This window comes from Paenibacillus sp. alder61, from assembly GCF_020179875.1.
GTDB classification, from domain to species: Bacteria; Bacillota; Bacilli; order Paenibacillales; family Paenibacillaceae; genus Fontibacillus; species Fontibacillus faecis.
Window position 1 is genome coordinate 124,381 of sequence record NZ_JAIUDG010000005.1, and the last position, 17,038, is coordinate 141,418.

The following is a 17,038-nucleotide window of genomic DNA, read 5'->3' on the forward strand; positions in this document are numbered from 1 at the left end:
GGTTGAAGGAAGACCGCCCGAGGGGGCGGTCTTTTTGTGTTTTGTTAGCGGGGGAATGGGGGCGGGTGCAGGGAACAGAGCGCATAGCGGGCTGGACGTTGGGGTCTTATTAAGCGAATAAGTCGGTCAACCCATGATTTCGGGGTCTCGGCAGGTAGGGGAATAAGGTCTTTTTGAACCGCTCGCGCCTAGCAAAGCTTAGGCATAACTGAAATAAGTTCGGTCCACTCTCCGGTGTATGGGATCGGCGTGCGGATGGCGTGTGGATATAGTTATGTCTGGAAACTAGCTTGCTTGTGCTCCATCTGAACCTTGAGAACATCAAATTCCTGCAAATCTGCAGGAATTTTCGACGAAACCGGTTCGTTTTTCTAAAATCGCTAAAAATACCTGCAGATTTGCATCTTTTTTCGCATCTGCTCGGAGATCGGCCTAGAATTCCTGCAGATTTGCATCTTTTTGGAGTTGGAGTGTTGGAGTGTGGGAGAGGTTGAGGTTGGAAGGGTTAGAGAGGTTAGAGAGGTTAGAGAGGTTAGAGAGGTTAGAGAGGTTGGAGAGGGTAGAGGGGGGAGAGAGGTTAGAAAGGTTTTGACAAGTTGGAGACCTAGAAAACTGGTTGAAAGCGCCGCTTGGCTTCTTGATCGCCATGGGCCCCAGACGATTTGGATCGTCCCGAAAGGCCGTTATGGATAAGAGCCGCCACTTTGGAGATGTTATCAAAGAGGAGGCGATAAGGTGAGCAATAACAACAAGAACAGGAACATGCTGCCGGTCTCGCACGAGAAGGTGGATGTTGAAGGGGTTTACGCCGATGAGACGGGCCGCGAGGAATATTTGCATAAGGGCGACGAGTTTCCCGCCGACCTGGTATTGGGCACGACCGAGTGGAAGTTGACCGAGCTGGCCCAGGTGAAGCATGCCGAAGGGCGCACCAATCCGAGGCTGACTCCGAACAAGGAATAGGAATAAGCTCTGGCGGAACGCCCCTGAATTCGCCGCCGATATTTTGGCGGCGAATTCAGGGGCGTTTTTTGCGCGATTTGCCTGCTGGAAGGGTTATCATAAATCTACCTCTTGAACCGCGGACGGTTCCGGTGTAACGTTAGAAGAATGAGAGATACGTTATGAAGCGAGGAGATAGGGATGAGCCATACGGAACAGCATACGGTAGCGATGGAGGACATCGTGCGGGCGCACCATGTTCTGAAGGAAGTCGTGCGGCGGACGCCGCTGCAGCTCGATTCGACACTGTCGGCCAAGTACGACTGCAAGGTGTACCTGAAGCGGGAGGATCTGCAGGTGGTCCGGTCGTTCAAAATTCGCGGGGCCTACAATATGATCCGCAGTTTGACCCGGGAGGAGCTGGCGAAAGGCATCGTCTGCGCAAGCGCCGGCAACCACGCGCAGGGTGTGGCGTTTTCCTGCAATGCGCTGGGCATTCAGGGGAAGATCTTTATGCCGAGCACTACGCCGAACCAGAAGATTAAGCAGGTGAAGCGTTTCGGGGGTTCCTCCGTGGAGGTGATCCTGACCGGAGACAATTACGATGATGCCTACGAAGAGGCCATGAAGGCGTGCAACGAAGGCGGAATGACGTTTATCCATCCGTTTGACGATCCGAAAATCGTCGCCGGCAACGGGACGGTCGCGATGGAGGTTATGGAGGCGCTGGATGCTCCGGCGGATTATGTCTTTGTGACGATCGGCGGCGGGGGGCTGGTTTCCGGCGTGGGGACGTACATTAAAACGGTAAGCCCGCAAACGAAGTTGATCGGGGTCGAACCTTCCGGGGCGGCTTCGATGTCGGAGTCGATCCGGCAGCAAAAGGTGGTCACGCTGGAGTCGATCGATAAGTTTGTGGACGGAGCGGCGGTTAAACGGGTAGGCGATCTGAATTTCGAGATCAGCCGGGGGTTGCTTGACGATATCGTCAAGGTTCCCGAAGGAAAGGCGTGTACGACGATTCTGGAGCTGTATAACGACAGTGCGATCGTCGTTGAGCCGGCGGGGGCGCTGCCGGTGTCGGCGCTGGACATGTACCGCGAGCAAATTCGCGGCAAGACGGTCGTCTGCATTATCAGCGGCGGCAACAATGACATCGACCGGATGCAGGAGATGAAGGAGCGCTCGCTTATTTACGAAGGGCTCAAGCATTACTTCCTCATCAATTTCCCGCAGCGGGCCGGCGCCCTGCGCGAGTTTCTGGAGCAGGTGCTCGGGCCGAACGACGATATTACCCGGTTTGAGTATACGAAAAAGCACAACAAAGAGAACGGTCCGGCGCTGGTCGGGATCGAACTGAGCGACAAGCAGGATTATCAAGCATTGGTCGAGCGGATGCAGGCGAAGGGAATCGCCTTTACCGAATTGAACCGTGATTTGAATTTGTTTAACTTGCTGATTTAATGCGAATAACGGCAGTCTATATAGATTGAACTAAAGAATTGGCGTTGGATGACGATATGAAGTGATTTTGGAGATACGTCACCGACATCCACAATGGTAGATATATCGGAGTTACATTATTAACGGGAAAATCTCCCGTTAATTCACCGCTCTTGGCGCTTCTTTCGGATTTAGCTGGAAAAACTCCATCTATTTCGCGGCCCTATTGCCGATATACACAATTTCAGGCGAATTAGCGGGAGATTCTCCAGTTAATTCGCCTTTACAGCAACATATGCACCAAATTAACAGGAAGAATTCCTTTTAATTCAATGAGCTGCAGGTGAAGAATGTGAAAAGAACTCACTCCACGCTACCTACAGTCCCATGAGACACCCAATGCGATCAAGTTGCCTGACGGAGCACAAGTAAGCAAATCAATAATTCAAACTATATAGTAAAAAGCGTATGCCCAAGGACGAGAAGTCCTGAGGGTGTACGCTTTTTTTATTTTTCCAAAGCGCCCTTTACAATCTTAATATATTAGTGTACTATTCAACTATAACACTAGTACGACGCAAAACTGACTAAGACGCAGAACCGACTAATGACGCAAAACTGACTAAGACGCAGAACCGACTAATGACGCAAAACTGACTAAGACGCAGAACCGACTAATGACGCAAAACTGACCAAGGAGTGTGGAGTCGATGAATGAGAGACGTTTAGCGGATAATGGGACGGCCGTTTTGTCCGTAGATGGCGTAAGCAAGATCATTCGAAACCGGAGAATTGTAGACCGGCTCTCTTTCGAATTGTATCCCGGCGAAATCGTCGGACTGTTGGGACCGAACGGGGCGGGGAAGACGACGACGATCCGGATGATCGTCGGACTGATTTCCATGAGCGAAGGCGATGTGCGGGTAAAAGGGAAGAGCATCCGCCGCGATTTTGCCAAGGCGATTGCCCATATCGGAGGAATCATCGAGAATCCGGAGTTCTATCCGTATATGACCGGGTACGATAATCTGAAGCAGTACCAGCGGATGACGGAAGGGATTACGGAGGAGCGAATCCAGACGGTGACCAGGCTTGTCGGGCTGGAAGGCGCGATGAATAAGCGGGTGAAGGCCTACTCCCTCGGGATGCGGCAGAGACTCGGGATCGCCCAGGCCTTGCTGCATGAGCCTTCCATTCTGATCCTGGATGAGCCGACAAACGGACTCGATCCCGCGGGGATCCGGGAAATGCGCGATTATTTGAAGAAGATTGCGGCGGAGGAGGGGATCTCGATCCTGGTGTCCAGCCATCTGCTGTCGGAGATGGAACTGATGTGCAGCCGCGTGGTCGTGATCCAGGAGGGGAGATTCGTTACGGAAAGAGCGCTCGGCTCGGCGGCCGACGTGGACAACGCAGGCCGGGTTCAGGTGATATTCCGGGTCAACGACGCGTTGAAGGCCCAGGCAAGGCTGGCGCGGATGGAGGAAATTACAATTCTCCGCGTGTCGGAGGAACAGCGGCAGGTGGCGGTTGCGGTGCGCGACGCGTATATTCCGAGAGTGGTCGGCGCTTTGGGGGCGGAAGGGATCGAATTATACCGGATTGAGGAGATCAAGGAATCGCTGGAAGATGAGTTCTTGAAGTGGACGGGAGGGAACCGGATTGCGTAGTTTCGGGAAGTTGCTGACAAATGAATGGTTAAAGCTGTACAAAAAGCGCAGCTTTTTTGTTCCTTATGCCGTACTCGCGGCCATGGTGCTGTTCATCGTCTATCTGTTCAAATCCATGGGTGCGAATGAGGGAGGCATGCTGTCCGGATACGAGTTCTCGGCATGGTTGTTCAATAAGAACGGGACGGGACAGATGCTCACCTTCATGGCGATCATCGGTTCGGCCGGCATTCTCGCCAAGGAGCACAGCTTGGGGACGATCAAGCTGCTGCTGATCCGGGGACAGGGCCGGAGCAAGATACTGGCTTCGAAATATGTAACCGTTCTGCTGTATAGCTTGACCTTGTCCCTGGTTACTTTGTTCGTCGGCATTGCCGCGGGCGGAGCGGCCTTCGGGTTTCAGGGCGTAGAAACTGGACTGGTCGGAGCCCTCGCGGCCGCCGGAATTCATTATGCCTATATGATCGTTTATGTAACGATCACCTTCCTGCTTGGGGTGCTGACCCGCTCGGCCGGAGCCTCCATCGGTATCGGAATGATGATCGTGCTGATGGAAGGTCTGGTGGTGCAGCTCCTGTCGAGGTACGCGTTTACCAAATACCTGCTGTTTACCCATGCGGATTTGTCGGTGTATCTGAACGGGGGAACTCCTCCGGTGCAAGGAGTCACCTTACCTTTTTCGCTGGGGGTTATCTTCGTCTATCTGGCCTTGTTTCTTGGAGCAAGCTTTGTTACGTTTAAAAAACGGGATGTTGCCTGATGCTGATCCGGCATCGGCATCCCTCTACGGCCGGAAATATGGGAGGCCTGAATACCGGCGGAAAGGATGGGGCCGATTGTGACAATGGAATTCGACAATAATCTGCCGATTTATATACAAATCATGAATTACATCAAACGGGAGATCGTAACCGGCCGGCTAAAGGCCGGGGATAAAATCCCTTCGGTTCGTGAACTTGCGGCCGAGCTGCAAATCAATCCGAATACGGTACAGAGGACGTTTCAGGAATTGGAGCGTGAAGAAATCGTGGAAACCAAACGGGGTCTAGGGAGATATGTAACCAGTGAGGAAGGTAAGATTATGACGATCAAAAAAGAGATGGCCGGCGACCTGCTGGACCGGTTCATTCACGGGATGCAGGAGCTTGGCTTCACCAATCGGGATATTGCGGCGATCGTTGCGGAAGCGGTCGATGCCGAGGAAAGACGATAACGGGCAAGTCAAAAGGAGATACAGAACATGGTGGAAAATCTGCTGCAGTTTGAAGGAGTGTCCAAGTCTTACCGCTCAAAGCCGGCGCTCAAAAACGTGTCCTTTACCGTTGGGCCGGGAAAAATCATCGGCCTGCTCGGGACCAACGGAAGCGGGAAGAGTACGTTGATGAAGATCGCCGCGGGCCTGATTCCCGCATCGGCCGGGAAGGTGACCGTATCGGGCGAGCCGGTGGGCCTGGCAAGCAAGGCGGTCGTCTCTTTTATGCCAGACCGTCCCTTATCGGAGCCCTGGATGCGGGTACGGGATGCGGTGGCCTTTTACCGCGATTTTTACCAGGATTTCGATGAGGAGAAGGCGCGGAAAATGCTGGAGTTTATGCACCTGGAGGAACGGGACAAAGTCAATTCACTGTCCAAAGGGATGAATGAACGGCTGCAGCTTACGCTCACCCTGTCCCGCAGAGCCAAGCTCTACCTGATGGACGAACCGATCGGAGGGGTCGATCCGGTAGCGCGCACGAAGATTTTGGACGCGATCGTCGAGTTTTACAGCGAAGATAGCAGCCTGCTGATTTCCACCCACCTGGTGCGGGATATCGAACGGATTTTTGATGAGGTGATGTTTATCCGGGATGGGGAGATCGTGCTGCAGGAAGATGTGGAAGACTTGAGGCTCAAGCACGGGAAAAGTGTGGACGACATGTTTAAAGAGGTGTTTGCGGAATGATGAAGCTGCTGAAATACGACTGGAAACGCAATGCCAATACCTTCTCGGGTTTGCTGGCGGTACTGGTCCTTGTTCAAATCATCCTGTCGATGATCGGAAAAGTCAGGGGCTGGGATGAGAGTGTGATCGTAGTTTCTTCCTTTATTTTTTATGTAACCGCGGGCATTATCACAATGATCCTGGTTTGTAAAACGTTCGAATCGAATATCAAAGCTTACCATCGCAGGCTTTTGCCGGTTCATCCGGCCTGGACCGTGCTCTCCTCGTTGCTGCTTGGTGTGCTGACGGCGGCTGTGGTTGCCGCTGTTGCGCTCGTACACGCGTTTATATATTTCAACAATCACCATATTTCCTATCACAATTTCATGGGGTCGGGAAGCCGAGGCCTAATGGACTTGTTCCTGATCGCTTTGACTGCGGCATGGGGGTACATTTTACTGCTGCTGATCATTTTTGCGGCGACTACGATCGGTGCGAGCATCAGTATACGGGGAAAAGCGGGAACCTGGATCTCCATCCTTTCCTTCTTCATGATCAGCAGCGTGATGGGGTGGCTGGAGGGGCTGCTGTTCGGGGACAACGACCCTCCAAGGTTGCGGATCGGGGTTTTTCATCTCGGCGCCGGTGCGGATGCCTCGGGGGCTCAGGCTACGGGCGGCATTGAATTTCTGAGCTTTGCTCCTTTCCTGTACGAAGCCGCTTTTGCGGGAGTAATGTTCTACGCCATGACTTATTTGCTGCGCAAGAAAATGGAAATTTAAAAAACCACGGGAGATGTAAATTATGAAAATGAGTTTGAAAAAGACGGCCACCGCTATTTTTTCCGCGATTGTGGCTTGCTCGCTGCTTCTGGTACCCACAAGCGCCTCGGCGGCTGCCTCCGGGAGCCAGAAGCAATGGCTGCAGCAAAACGCGCATAAGCTGAACTCGCTGGAGTCCGAGGATTATAGCGATCTCGCCTTTTTAAAGCCGCTGCTGAAGGACAAAACCGTTGTCAGCCTCGGGGAAAATTATCACCGTGTGGCCGAGTACAGCAGTGTAAAAACAAGGCTGATTAAATTTTTACACGAAGAGATGGGCTTTGATGTGATCGCTTTTGAATCGGGAATGGGGGATGCGGCCGCCGTGTTTGAAACCCGGGATTACCTTACTCCGGAGGAGATGATGGGGGGTTCGATCCATGGGGCCTGGCATTCCAGCGAAACCCTGGAGCTGTTCAATTATATCAAGGAGCAGGGAAAGGGCGACGATCCCCTGTATCTGGCGGGGTATGACAATCAATTTACGAGCTATTATCTGACCCAGTTTATTGGCGGAGTGATCGGCAAACTGGATCTTGATAAAGGGAAAGCTTTCGCACAAATGGAGTTCCAGGCGATTGCTGACTGGTATGGGGTGGTTAACAAATACCCGATGTTCAGTAAGGATCCGGTTTATAGAAAAGAAATAAGGGCCGTGATCGACAAATATGTGCCGCAATATCAGGAAACCATCAAATATGTGGAGGAGCATCGTGCCGAGATCAAAGCGGTTGTTCCTAATCAACCCCATATCGATGAAATTATTCTCAAGGCCTTGAAAGATCATGTCGCCTTTCTCGAGAGCGGGTTGAAGGACGTCAAGGATGGCTATTCCTCCCGCGACCGGTTGATGACGGAGAATCTGGAATGGGTGATGAAGACGCTGTACCCGGGAAAAAAGGTGATTTTGTGGGCCCATAATGACCATTTGGCCAAAAACACTTCGAAAATGCGGGTTAAGGACGAAAGCGGAAAATGGATATACAGCTTTACAAGCATGGGCGAGCTGATGCACCGCAAATTGAAAGATAAAATGTATGTGATCGGGCTGTATATGAACCGTGGTTCTTCGGTGACACTCGATTCGGGTAAGCCGTTTACGATCAAGCCGGCAACAAAAGGAAGTCTCGAGCACTTGATTATGCAGAGCGGTTACGCGAATTCCTTTATCGATTTGAGCAAGCATAAAGTGCAGAATGCGCAAAATGCCTGGATGTTCCGGCCGATCTACGCTTCCGAGGACGGGCTGACCACGTATCAGGTTCTGCCGAATGTCATGCGGTTCATACCGAAGGAGCAGTACGACGGAATTATCGTCATCGATAAAGTGAAGGCCCCCACCCCGCTCAAACCGGCGGGGAAATGAAGCGGGGCGTTTAAAAAGGCATAAGTAAAAGGGCCGGGAGCGTCAGTATTTCCATGACGTTCCGGCCCTTATTTAGTTATGCTTTCGGCCTGCGACCGAAAATGAATTTCTGTCCGAGAATGCCGACGACGAAGATGATCAGACTATCCCAAGGCGATACGGTAAACGAGGGCATGATGCGGCCCAAGAATACGCCGACGGTGATGATCCCCACCGCGATGGCAAGATAAGTGCCGAGTGTCTTGATATCAAACTTGCGGGGAGGCGTCTGGGACGCTTCCTCTTTGTTTTTACGGGAACCCGGGCCAAGAAAACGGATGACCAATTCGACCAGGACGATCGAAAGCCCCGCGATCAACAGCAGCGACGCGCTGCTGATGAGGGTATACTCCAGCTCCCCGCCAAACCATTTGCTGAAGAAGCCTGTAATCATGTAAATGAAGAATACCCAAGTCAGTGCCACCCAGGGAATCATCGTGTAATACATAATTTTTTCTTTCGTACTGCGAGGCTTGCGCATGTTGACGTCATCCACGACCTGTTCGCAGTATGCTTTTGCATCTGGGCCATAGAGTTGTTCCGCGGAAATGCCTTTAGACTGGTTTTTGACGATTTCCCTTGCTAATCCAAGCAGTACCTCTTCCCCTTTGGCCTCGGTCAAGGAACTTCCGCCGGATCGGATGTACTTCACCATTTCCCCGAAGTAGGCTTCATTTTCCGGAGTCATTTGTTGTCTCAGCGTCTTCGTTTCATGAATCATTTCATGAATATACAAGGGCTTCCTCTCCTCCCATGCTGTCCATTTCTCTAATTTCTCCCATTATGCATTTAAATTTCCGGTTTTCCCCAGTCTTGTACGGCAAAAGTATAGCGCAAATTTTGTCATGGATGCAAGGGCCTTCCGATGTGACCTGACTGATGAGACTGGAGAATCAACAGAAGAGATCGCTAGGTTTGACGTTTTGGTGAAGCGGGAATAAAAAAACGCTCCCTACGCCGAAACTACAGCAAAAAGGTAAAGGAGGCAGGAAGGATGGACAAGTTTGAATCGGAGCTGACGCGCCGTTACTTATTAAACAGCCAATCCAGAGGCAGCTTGGAAGAAGTCGTAAGTGAGGATGAAAGTCTGGATTTGGTCGTGGATGCGCAAACGGCCGGGCAGGAGGGCAAGGGAGACGACTTTTCCGACCGGTGGGAAGGGAAGGATGAGACCCGCGACTTTTTCCTGCAGTCTTATTACCAGTAGCAAAAAGCGATTGACACCGGTTTTCCCCGATGCTAAGATAAGTTTATTATTCATATTAAACTTATCGGAATAATTTAATTTGAATTCATCGGCAGGGGGAATCGCAATGGAACGGCAAATCAGCATACCGTATGGAGAAGAACGGATTGCGGCAAGCGTGCACTACGCGGAGGCGAAGGTACAGGGCAGCCGCTGCAAAGAACGCGTTCCGCTTGTGGTTATCTGTCATGGCTTTGTCGGCAGCCGGATCGGCGTTGACCGCCTCTTCGTCAAGACGGCCCGTTCCTTGGCGGAAGCGGGATTTCTGGTCGTCCGTTTCGATCATGTCGGATGCGGCGAGAGCAGCGGGGAGTACGGAAGCGAAGGCGTTGATTCCCTGATCGCCCAGACGCGGGCCGTATTGGATTACGCGTTTGGGCTGGGGGATATCGACCCGACCCGCGTATCCTTAATCGGACACAGCCTGGGGGGCATGATCGCGCTGCTTACGGCGGTTCGGGACCGGCGGGTCAAGAATCTGATCCTTTGGTCTGCCGTCGGTTATCCCTTCAACGATATCGTCAACATCACCGGGCGCAAAGTGTATGATCGGGCAATCGAGCATGGCTCGGCGGATTATCTGGGCTACGCGCTGACCCCGGCGTTCTTCAATTCTCTGGGCGCGTACCAGCCGCTGCAGGAAGCGATGAAGTTCACCGGCGATGTGTTGGTCGTCCATGGGACGAGCGACGATGTCATCCCTGCCGATTACGCGTTTTTGTATCAGAAAGTGTTTTGGATGCGTACGGAAGGACGCTGCGATAAGGAAATTATTTTTCAGGCGGATCATACGTACTCTTCCGGCGAGACCCGGGAGCCCTTGATCCGCAAGACCCGCGATTGGCTGAGCGGACGGGAAGCCGAGCAGAACGATTGGAAGCACTGGATGATCTGAAGATAAAAACTAGGATGGCTGCAAATACAGGCTGAACCCATCTCCTTTTTCCGTAAAAGTGGTAAATAACTTCCTTTCGGGATAAAATGAAATTAAAGCGAAAGGCTTTGTTACGGGAGGTAGAGAGATGGTTCAGCCTGCATTGTTTGTAGCCCACGGGTCGCCGACCCTGGCGATCGAGGAGAATGATTATACGAAGTTTCTCAGACGGCTGGGGCAGGAGACGCTGGATCGGCCGCGGGCCGCGGTGATTTTCTCGGCGCATTGGGAATCGCCGGTCCAACTCGTAAGCGCGGACGATCGTCATCAGACGATGCATGATTACTACGGGTTTCCGGAGGAGATGTACCGGATCCGTTACCCCGCGGCGGGCGATCCTCTGCTTGCCGATGAGATCATATCCAGGTTTAAAGCGGGGAACCTGCCCTCCCGGACCGTAGAGGGGCGGGGGCTGGACCATGGGGCCTGGGTCGTGCTGAGGGCGATGTTCCCGGAAGGGGATATCCCGGTTGTCGAGCTTTCCGTAGACGCGAAGCGTTCTCCCGCGGAGCAATATGCGATCGGTAAAATGCTGGGGGAGCTCCGCAGCGACAATGTGCTGATCATCGGAAGCGGAGGGCTGGTGCACAATTTGCGGCGAATCACCGGCGAAGGAACGGATCCCGCGGCGTGGGCGGTTCTATTTGACGATTGGATCGGAGAACAGCTGGTCTCATGGAATCTCCGCAGCCTGTTCGAGTACGACAAAAAGGCCCCCCATGCCCGGGAAGCCGTGCCTACTTACGCGACGGAACACTTCGCTCCTTTACTGTACGCGATGGGGGCTGCCGATTCCGACCGCCAGGCCGTCAAGCTGTTCCAGGACTACCAATACGGCAGCCTCAGCCTGAACTGCTGGATGTTCGGCAACCGGCCGGACCGCTGACCGATTGCCGCGAAATTCGGGGGCCGGCCGGAATTACCTGGCTCCCGAAAGGTGGCCGAAATCCCGATTCCGGCCCAAACGGCGGCGCAGAAACGGTGTGACGTAGTGGTCGAGGCCGATTCTTCCCGCGTTGTATCCGGCGACGACGATAAAGATCTGCAGCAACACCAGCTGCGGGTTGGTGCTTACCGTGCCCGAGAACAGGAAAGCGAAATTCATGACCATCCCGAATAAGGCCGCTTCCCATGTCAATAACCCCAAGACGAGGCCCAAACCTACCAGTACTTCGCCCCAAGGAACGAGGACGTTAAACAACCCTACCCCCGGAAGCGCAAAGCTTTCCAGGAAGGAAGCCCACCAGCCTTGAACGGCGGGATGCTCGCCGCCGCTTTTTTCGATGGCCGCGCGCAAAAATCCACCGGCATCAAATCCGCCCGTTATTTTTCCCCACCCTGAAGTCAACCATTGATATCCGACATAAATCCGGACCAGAGTCAAAAGCCAAGCAGCTACCGGACTGTTTCTTAACCAATTCACAACCATAAAGTCCCCTCCTTTTCCCCTAATTAAACCCGATATTAAAAATTTTAACAATAACCAAATACGGCAGAAGTGGTTAAAATTCTTTTCGCTCCGACTTTGTTCGACGTATAATAGAACTTATTACATATTTTGACGGAGGAATCATGAATTTAAACCTGATAAGGAACAGTTTTGTTCTCCTGCTGTTGTCGATTTGTCTGATCGCCCTGCCCGCCTGCGGAACCGCCAAAAATCCCCCCGCCGCGGAAGAACCCGCGGTTGAAACGGTTACGGTGGAAGAAGAGCCTCCCGTTTCCGAGGAACGGCCTGCGGCCGCCTACACGGCGCCGTTGACGGGGATGCCGCTCAACGAGCCGTTAACCCGGCGTCCGCTGGCGGTCATGGTCAATAATGCGCCCGCGGCCAGGCCGCAATCGGGGCTCGGCGGCGCCGATATCGTATATGAAGTGCTGGCCGAAGGCGGCGTCACCCGGCTCGTCTCGATCTTCCACAGCCGGGCGGATGAAGCCAAAATCGGGCCGATCCGCAGCATCCGCCCGTATATGATCGAGCTGGGCGAGAGCTACCACGGGGTGCTGGTCCACGCCGGCGCGAGCAATGACGCTTACGCGATTTTGCAGCGGCAGAAGAAGGAAGATCTCGACGAGATTACGAATGCGGGTGCTTATTTCTGGCGGGACAAGTCGCGAAAGGCTCCGCACAATCTGTACTCCAACGTGGAGAAGCTTCTGGAAGGGGCGGCTAAGCGCAAGTACAAGACCGAAGACACCTCCGTTCCGACATACAGCTTCCTGAAAGAGGGCGACCTTGTCGCGGGCGATTCCGCAAACTCGGTCGAGATCAAGTTCCAACTGGATAATTATAAAGTTACATATAAATACGATGCGGCGACCCAGCTATATCAGCGTTACGTCAACGGAAGCCCGCATAACGACCGGGAAACGGGAGAAATCCTGACCGCAGCGAACGTAGTCGTTCTCGGCGCGGATCACAAAGTGCTGGATGACGTGGGACGGTTGTCCGTCGATTTGGAGCTGGGAGGACAGGCCGTGCTGTTTCAGCGCGGGAAAATGATTCGGGGGCAGTGGATTCACCGGCCGGACGATGTCATCCGATTCGTGAAGGACAATCAGGAGGTTCCGTTTGCGCCGGGGACGACCTATTTCAATGTGGTGCCGAATCAGCCGGATTTCGACAGTCATCTTAAGGTGGAGTAGGGTGCGTGATATCCGGAATTTTGCAGGTTATGGCTGATTTTGGAACAGGAAGGATAAGAATGGGGATTGTTGGGTAAATATAAGCGAATGAAGATGAAATGTTTGCGACAAAATTTACTATAGCCGTATCAGTTGTGATAATATATTCAAGTGTGTTAAGGGATTGTTTCAGGAGTGTAAAAATTACACAAAAGAGAAAAGGGGAACCCAAATGCGAGTGAAGAAAAAGGATATCTTTTTCCAAACTTTGGAGAACATGGCCGATACGATCGTGCACTCGGCGGATTATTTCGCTCAACAGGTGTCGGACTTTAAGGATGTTGAGCAATTTGCCAAGCAAATGAAAGAATTCGAATCCAAATGCGACGGCTACACACATACGATTATTGTCGAACTGAACAAGACGTTTATTACCCCCATTGAACGCGACGATATCATGAACCTGACGACGAAGCTGGACGACGTGATTGACGGTCTGGAGGCGACGACATCCCGGTTCTTTATGTACCATTTGAGCCAGCCTGACGAGTATATTATTCAATTTGCGGAAATGCTCCGCAATTCGGCTTATGAGATTCAAAAGGCGATTCATCTGCTGTCGCAGAAGAAGCTGCTGGCCATCCGCGAGCATACGATCCGTTTGAACGATCTGGAGAACCAGGGCGACGAATTGCTGCGGATCTGTATCAAAGAACTGTTTGCGAAAGTCTCGGATCCGATCGAATTAATCAAGAAAAAAGAGATCTACGAACGCCTGGAAACGACCACGGATGCCTGCGAGCATGTGGCGAATATGCTGGAATCCATCATTATGCGCAATTCATAAGAAGCTTTGGTTTTACAATCGATTTTCGGGAGGTTGGAATTGCGCGGATTTACATAGAGAAACCAAGGTCTGTGCAAATAAGATATGGATACGAGTCTACTTATTATTGTCATCGTTATCATACTGGCGCTGGCGTTTGACTTCATAAACGGCTTTCACGATACGGCAAATGCGATTGCGACCTCTGTCTCCACCCGGGCGCTGAAGCCGCGGACGGCGATTATGCTGGCGGCCGTCATGAACTTCTTGGGAGCGATTATGTTCACCGGGGTAGCCAAGACAATCGGCGGTAGCGTGGCGGATCCCGCCAAGCTGGATAACGGGTTGGAGGTGCTGATCGCTACGCTGCTGGCGGCGATTATCTGGAACCTCATCACCTGGTGGTTCGGGATTCCGTCTTCATCCTCACATGCTTTGATCGGCGCCCTTGCCGGAGCGGTGTTTGTGGGAGCCGGCTCGGAGAAGCTGAATTGGAGCGGTTTCCGGACCATTATTGAAGGCCTGCTGCTATCGCCGGTAATCGCGTTTGTTGTCGGCTACATCATTATGATGCTTTTGAAATGGATTTTTGCGAAACGCAGTCCGCATACGGTCAATAAAGGCTTTCGGACAATGCAAATCGTGACGGCGGCGATTCAAAGCTTCACCCACGGGACGAATGACGCCCAAAAGGCGATGGGGATTATCACTTTCGCGCTCGTTACCGCCGAATACCAGAACCATATGGAGGTTCCGCTGTGGGTCAAGCTTTCGGCGGCCACGGCCATGGCGCTGGGAACCTCCATCGGCGGCTGGAAGATCATCAAGACCATGGGCACGAAGATTTTCAAAATCGAGCCGATCAACGGATTCGCCGCGGACATCACGGGCGCTTCGGTTATCTTTAGCGCGACGATGCTTCATCTGCCGGTCAGCACCACGCACGCTATTACCTCGGCAATCCTGGGCGTCGGCTCGGCCAAGCGCTTCTCCGCGGTCCGCTGGTCGCTGGCGGGACGAATCGTCATCGCCTGGTTCATTACGATTCCGATCGTGGCCGTGCTTTCCGGATTGATTTATAAGCTGCTGTTTTAACGGCTTGTTCTATAAAAAAGATCAAGAAAAGCCAATCTGTCCAGGTTGGCTTTTCTCTGTATTCAAGCGGATGAGGGAGGGGGGAGCGATTTGATACGAGTAATGGGCATTACACGGGATCATCGGGTGGAGAGAGGGCTGTCGCTGGAGGACACCCAAAGCCTGAATTATGTATGGAGTTGGGTGGATTTTAACGCGCCGTCTCCGGAGGAGTCGGAAAAGCTGGATACGTTCTTTCACTTTCATCCCCTGGCGATCGAGGACTGCCTTCATGTGCTGCAGCGCCCGAAAATGGATCATTATGAGGACATGCAATTTCTTGTGCTGCACGCGCTCGATCCCGATACGCTCGGGACGGTGGAAGTGAACTTGTTCCTCGGCGGCAACTGTCTCGTGTCGTTCCACCAGCGCGTTATTAAAGAGATCGATGAAGTGTGGGAGAAGATGGACAGCCGGCTGGCGCATCGAAAAAAATGGGACCGCGGGATTTACGCGGCCGCCTACATGATCATCGATGCGCTGGTGGACCAGTATTTTCCCTGCGTGTACGCCGTGGAGGACGAGCTGGATGAATTGGAGAACCGGGGGAGCAGCGAATCCGTAGAGTTGCTGATGAATCAAGTGTTCGACTTACGAGGCCGGCTGCTCAAGCTGAGGAGGACGATCGTGCCGATGCGGGACCTGATGTACCGGATTTTGAACTCCGAGCATATCCAGGGAGAACGGGAACCGAGCGCTTATTTCGCCGATATTTACGATCACCTGTTGAAGCTGTCGGATATGATCGAAACCGACCGGGAAATGACCGCAGATTTGAGGGATTCCTACATCTCTCTGAATTCGAACCGGATGAACGGCATTATGAAGACGCTGACCGTGATCACCACCGTGTTTATGCCGCTAACGCTCATCGTCGGCATCTATGGCATGAACTTCGCTTACATGCCCGAACTGCAATGGCGTTACGGCTACTTTGCCGTTTTGGGCCTGATGGTGATGCTGGCCGTCTGGATGATTCTCGCCTTCCGCAAACGCGGCTGGTTCAAATAAAAGGAAAGCGCCGCCTGCGGTTAGCGGCGGCGTTTTCCGGTTTTTTTACGGCCGCGGGAGCTTGGCGCTCTTTTACGGCTTTTCTTGCTGCGGCTCTTTCGGCGGGTCGGCTTGTATTCATCAAGCCCGCCCCCTCCGCCCTTGGAGCCCTTAAGCCCCGGCAGGAGGCCGGTAAACAATTTGGCCATGGGAGCGAACTGCTGCACCGTCTGCATGACCTTCTGAACTTTGCCCATCGTGGCGACGATGCCCTCGATGCCGCCCAGTTTTTCGATGATCCCTTTGAGATCGCCCAAATTGGGTATGGAGAAGCCTCCGGACGATTTGGAGGCCGATTCGGCCGCCGCGGGCAGCGTTTGGACCGGGCTGGCCGATCCGGAAGACAAGGGCACCAGCGCAGAGGACTCGGCTTTGACCGGCAGCTCGGCTTCTTCATAAGGATTGATTCCCGGATAAAACGAGGTATAAGGGGAATAGGTTGGCGGCGTCGCACTCCGACGGGGAGGTTGATAATGTGGCATGATATCACTTTCCTTTTTGAGAAAATGGAATTGTTTTTTGCCCGTGAATTCCACTGATTTAGGCGTTTGTATAGTACACTGTATGTTCCCCGGGGCAAATGCGTATAGACGAATGTCCCGGGGGAACAAGACGACGCCGGATTTGGGCGTTCTTTCTGTGATGCGTGAAACCGTTAATGCTTGAAAAGGGATACTCCGCTCGGGTACAATGGGATTGTGGTTAAGTAACGGTAGGGGATGATTATCTAGTGCAGCTCAAGAAATTGAACGATAAAACGATTGATCAATTATTTGAAGCGATTCTTACATTGAAGAACATCGAGGAATGTTATATCTTTTTTGACGATTTATGCACGGTCAACGAAATACAATCTTTATCCCAGCGTCTTGAAGTGGCAAGAATGCTCGGCAAGGGAAATACGTACAACCAGATCGAAGCGGAGACCGGCGCCAGCACCGCTACGATTTCCCGGGTCAAGCGCTGCCTGAACTACGGAAACGACGGCTACAAGATGACGCTGGATCGTTTGGGGCGCTGA

General features: G+C 52.7%; 20 protein-coding genes. 17 read left to right on the plus strand and 3 right to left on the minus strand.

The window, feature by feature from the left end:
• The first annotated feature begins 480 nt into the window (after window positions 1-480).
• The 9 genes from LBW89_RS06855 (at window position 481) to LBW89_RS06895 (ending at window position 8,163) form a co-directional block, all read left to right on the plus strand.
• Window positions 481-693, plus strand: a complete 213-nt coding sequence (locus LBW89_RS06855; protein ID WP_170287158.1) for a hypothetical protein — start codon at window positions 481-483, stop codon at window positions 691-693.
• 42 nt (window positions 694-735) lie between these two features.
• Window positions 736-963, plus strand: a complete 228-nt coding sequence (locus LBW89_RS06860; protein WP_225038811.1) for a hypothetical protein — start codon at window positions 736-738, stop codon at window positions 961-963.
• A gap of 180 nt (window positions 964-1,143) precedes the next feature.
• On the plus strand, window positions 1,144-2,406 hold the full coding sequence (ilvA, locus tag LBW89_RS06865) for a threonine ammonia-lyase IlvA (protein WP_148456283.1): 1,263 nt from the start codon (window positions 1,144-1,146) through the stop codon (window positions 2,404-2,406).
• Window positions 2,407-3,095: 689 nt separating this feature from the next.
• Window positions 3,096-4,055, plus strand: coding sequence for an ABC transporter ATP-binding protein (locus tag LBW89_RS06870; protein ID WP_225038812.1), 960 nt, complete (start codon window positions 3,096-3,098; stop codon window positions 4,053-4,055).
• The gene (locus LBW89_RS06875) at window positions 4,048-4,815 is read left to right on the plus strand and encodes an ABC transporter permease (RefSeq protein ID WP_148456289.1); all 768 of its coding nucleotides are present in this window, start codon (window positions 4,048-4,050) and stop codon (window positions 4,813-4,815) included. Before LBW89_RS06870 ends, LBW89_RS06875 begins: the two co-directional genes overlap by 8 nt.
• A 78-nt stretch (window positions 4,816-4,893) precedes the next feature.
• Window positions 4,894-5,268, plus strand: a complete 375-nt coding sequence (locus tag LBW89_RS06880) for a GntR family transcriptional regulator (RefSeq protein ID WP_148456292.1) — start codon at window positions 4,894-4,896, stop codon at window positions 5,266-5,268.
• Window positions 5,269-5,295: 27 nt separating this feature from the next.
• Window positions 5,296-5,997: an ABC transporter ATP-binding protein gene (locus LBW89_RS06885; RefSeq protein WP_148456295.1), complete on the plus strand. Its 702-nt coding sequence runs from the start codon at window positions 5,296-5,298 to the stop codon at window positions 5,995-5,997.
• Window positions 5,994-6,758: a hypothetical protein gene (locus tag LBW89_RS06890; RefSeq protein WP_148456298.1), complete on the plus strand. Its 765-nt coding sequence runs from the start codon at window positions 5,994-5,996 to the stop codon at window positions 6,756-6,758. The genes LBW89_RS06885 and LBW89_RS06890 overlap by 4 nt, the downstream gene beginning before the upstream one ends.
• A gap of 22 nt (window positions 6,759-6,780) precedes the next feature.
• Window positions 6,781-8,163 carry an erythromycin esterase family protein gene (locus LBW89_RS06895; RefSeq protein ID WP_225038813.1) on the plus strand — a complete coding sequence of 461 codons (1,383 nt, stop codon included), beginning with the start codon at window positions 6,781-6,783 and terminating at the stop codon, window positions 8,161-8,163.
• 76 nt (window positions 8,164-8,239) lie between these two features.
• Here the strand turns inward: LBW89_RS06895 and LBW89_RS06900 are convergent, their stop codons facing one another.
• Entirely contained in the window at window positions 8,240-8,938 is a 699-nt protein-coding gene (locus tag LBW89_RS06900) for a DUF1129 family protein (protein WP_148456302.1), read from the minus strand.
• 258 nt (window positions 8,939-9,196) lie between these two features.
• On the opposite strand from LBW89_RS06900, the gene LBW89_RS06905 reads away from it, so the two are divergent.
• From LBW89_RS06905 to LBW89_RS06915, 3 genes are all read left to right on the plus strand, one after another.
• Entirely contained in the window at window positions 9,197-9,409 is a 213-nt protein-coding gene (locus tag LBW89_RS06905) for a hypothetical protein (protein WP_148456304.1), read from the plus strand.
• Between the two features lie 106 nt (window positions 9,410-9,515).
• Window positions 9,516-10,343: an alpha/beta hydrolase family protein gene (locus LBW89_RS06910; protein ID WP_225038814.1), complete on the plus strand. Its 828-nt coding sequence runs from the start codon at window positions 9,516-9,518 to the stop codon at window positions 10,341-10,343.
• A 127-nt stretch (window positions 10,344-10,470) separates the two neighbouring features.
• Window positions 10,471-11,268, plus strand: coding sequence for a DODA-type extradiol aromatic ring-opening family dioxygenase (locus tag LBW89_RS06915; RefSeq protein WP_225038815.1), 798 nt, complete (start codon window positions 10,471-10,473; stop codon window positions 11,266-11,268).
• Between the two features lie 33 nt (window positions 11,269-11,301).
• Here LBW89_RS06915 and LBW89_RS06920 read toward each other — a convergent pair whose 3' ends face one another.
• On the minus strand, window positions 11,302-11,811 hold the full coding sequence (locus tag LBW89_RS06920) for a DoxX family membrane protein (protein ID WP_225038816.1): 510 nt from the start codon (window positions 11,809-11,811) through the stop codon (window positions 11,302-11,304).
• A 143-nt stretch (window positions 11,812-11,954) separates the two neighbouring features.
• Here LBW89_RS06920 and LBW89_RS06925 point away from each other — a divergent pair, with 143 nt between their 5' ends.
• The 4 genes from LBW89_RS06925 (at window position 11,955) to corA (ending at window position 15,978) form a co-directional block, all read left to right on the plus strand.
• The gene (locus LBW89_RS06925; RefSeq protein ID WP_225038817.1) at window positions 11,955-13,028 is read left to right on the plus strand and encodes a DUF3048 domain-containing protein; all 1,074 of its coding nucleotides are present in this window, start codon (window positions 11,955-11,957) and stop codon (window positions 13,026-13,028) included.
• Window positions 13,029-13,239: 211 nt separating this feature from the next.
• The gene (locus LBW89_RS06930) at window positions 13,240-13,854 is read left to right on the plus strand and encodes a DUF47 domain-containing protein (protein WP_148456319.1); all 615 of its coding nucleotides are present in this window, start codon (window positions 13,240-13,242) and stop codon (window positions 13,852-13,854) included.
• Between the two features lie 84 nt (window positions 13,855-13,938).
• The gene (locus LBW89_RS06935) at window positions 13,939-14,928 is read left to right on the plus strand and encodes an inorganic phosphate transporter (RefSeq protein WP_148456321.1); all 990 of its coding nucleotides are present in this window, start codon (window positions 13,939-13,941) and stop codon (window positions 14,926-14,928) included.
• A gap of 90 nt (window positions 14,929-15,018) precedes the next feature.
• Entirely contained in the window at window positions 15,019-15,978 is a 960-nt protein-coding gene (gene corA, locus LBW89_RS06940; RefSeq protein ID WP_225038818.1) for a magnesium/cobalt transporter CorA, read from the plus strand.
• Window positions 15,979-15,998: 20 nt separating this feature from the next.
• Here corA and LBW89_RS06945 read toward each other — a convergent pair whose 3' ends face one another.
• Window positions 15,999-16,499 (minus strand): hypothetical protein, encoded by a 501-nt coding sequence (locus LBW89_RS06945; RefSeq protein WP_225038819.1) that lies wholly within the window; start codon window positions 16,497-16,499, stop codon window positions 15,999-16,001.
• 248 nt (window positions 16,500-16,747) lie between these two features.
• Here LBW89_RS06945 and LBW89_RS06950 point away from each other — a divergent pair, with 248 nt between their 5' ends.
• On the plus strand, window positions 16,748-17,038 hold the full coding sequence (locus tag LBW89_RS06950) for a YerC/YecD family TrpR-related protein (protein ID WP_148456330.1): 291 nt from the start codon (window positions 16,748-16,750) through the stop codon (window positions 17,036-17,038).

What these genes read in the sequence shown, in the direction of transcription:
- LBW89_RS06895 (WP_225038813.1), top strand. Translation starts at nt 6,781, where the DNA reads ATGAAAATGAGTTTGAAAAAGACGGCCACCGCTATTTTTTCCGCGATT.
- ilvA (WP_148456283.1), top strand. Translation starts at nt 1,144, where the DNA reads ATGAGCCATACGGAACAGCATACGGTAGCGATGGAGGACATCGTGCGG.
- LBW89_RS06915 (WP_225038815.1), top strand. Translation starts at nt 10,471, where the DNA reads ATGGTTCAGCCTGCATTGTTTGTAGCCCACGGGTCGCCGACCCTGGCG.
- LBW89_RS06870 (WP_225038812.1), top strand. Translation starts at nt 3,096, where the DNA reads ATGAATGAGAGACGTTTAGCGGATAATGGGACGGCCGTTTTGTCCGTA.
- LBW89_RS06890 (WP_148456298.1), top strand. Translation starts at nt 5,994, where the DNA reads ATGATGAAGCTGCTGAAATACGACTGGAAACGCAATGCCAATACCTTC.
- LBW89_RS06935 (WP_148456321.1), top strand. Translation starts at nt 13,939, where the DNA reads ATGGATACGAGTCTACTTATTATTGTCATCGTTATCATACTGGCGCTG.
- LBW89_RS06925 (WP_225038817.1), top strand. Translation starts at nt 11,955, where the DNA reads ATGAATTTAAACCTGATAAGGAACAGTTTTGTTCTCCTGCTGTTGTCG.
- LBW89_RS06910 (WP_225038814.1), top strand. Translation starts at nt 9,516, where the DNA reads ATGGAACGGCAAATCAGCATACCGTATGGAGAAGAACGGATTGCGGCA.
- LBW89_RS06945 (WP_225038819.1), bottom strand. Translation starts at nt 16,499, where the DNA reads ATGCCACATTATCAACCTCCCCGTCGGAGTGCGACGCCGCCAACCTAT.
- LBW89_RS06905 (WP_148456304.1), top strand. Translation starts at nt 9,197, where the DNA reads ATGGACAAGTTTGAATCGGAGCTGACGCGCCGTTACTTATTAAACAGC.
- LBW89_RS06930 (WP_148456319.1), top strand. Translation starts at nt 13,240, where the DNA reads ATGCGAGTGAAGAAAAAGGATATCTTTTTCCAAACTTTGGAGAACATG.
- LBW89_RS06885 (WP_148456295.1), top strand. Translation starts at nt 5,296, where the DNA reads ATGGTGGAAAATCTGCTGCAGTTTGAAGGAGTGTCCAAGTCTTACCGC.
- LBW89_RS06920 (WP_225038816.1), bottom strand. Translation starts at nt 11,811, where the DNA reads ATGGTTGTGAATTGGTTAAGAAACAGTCCGGTAGCTGCTTGGCTTTTG.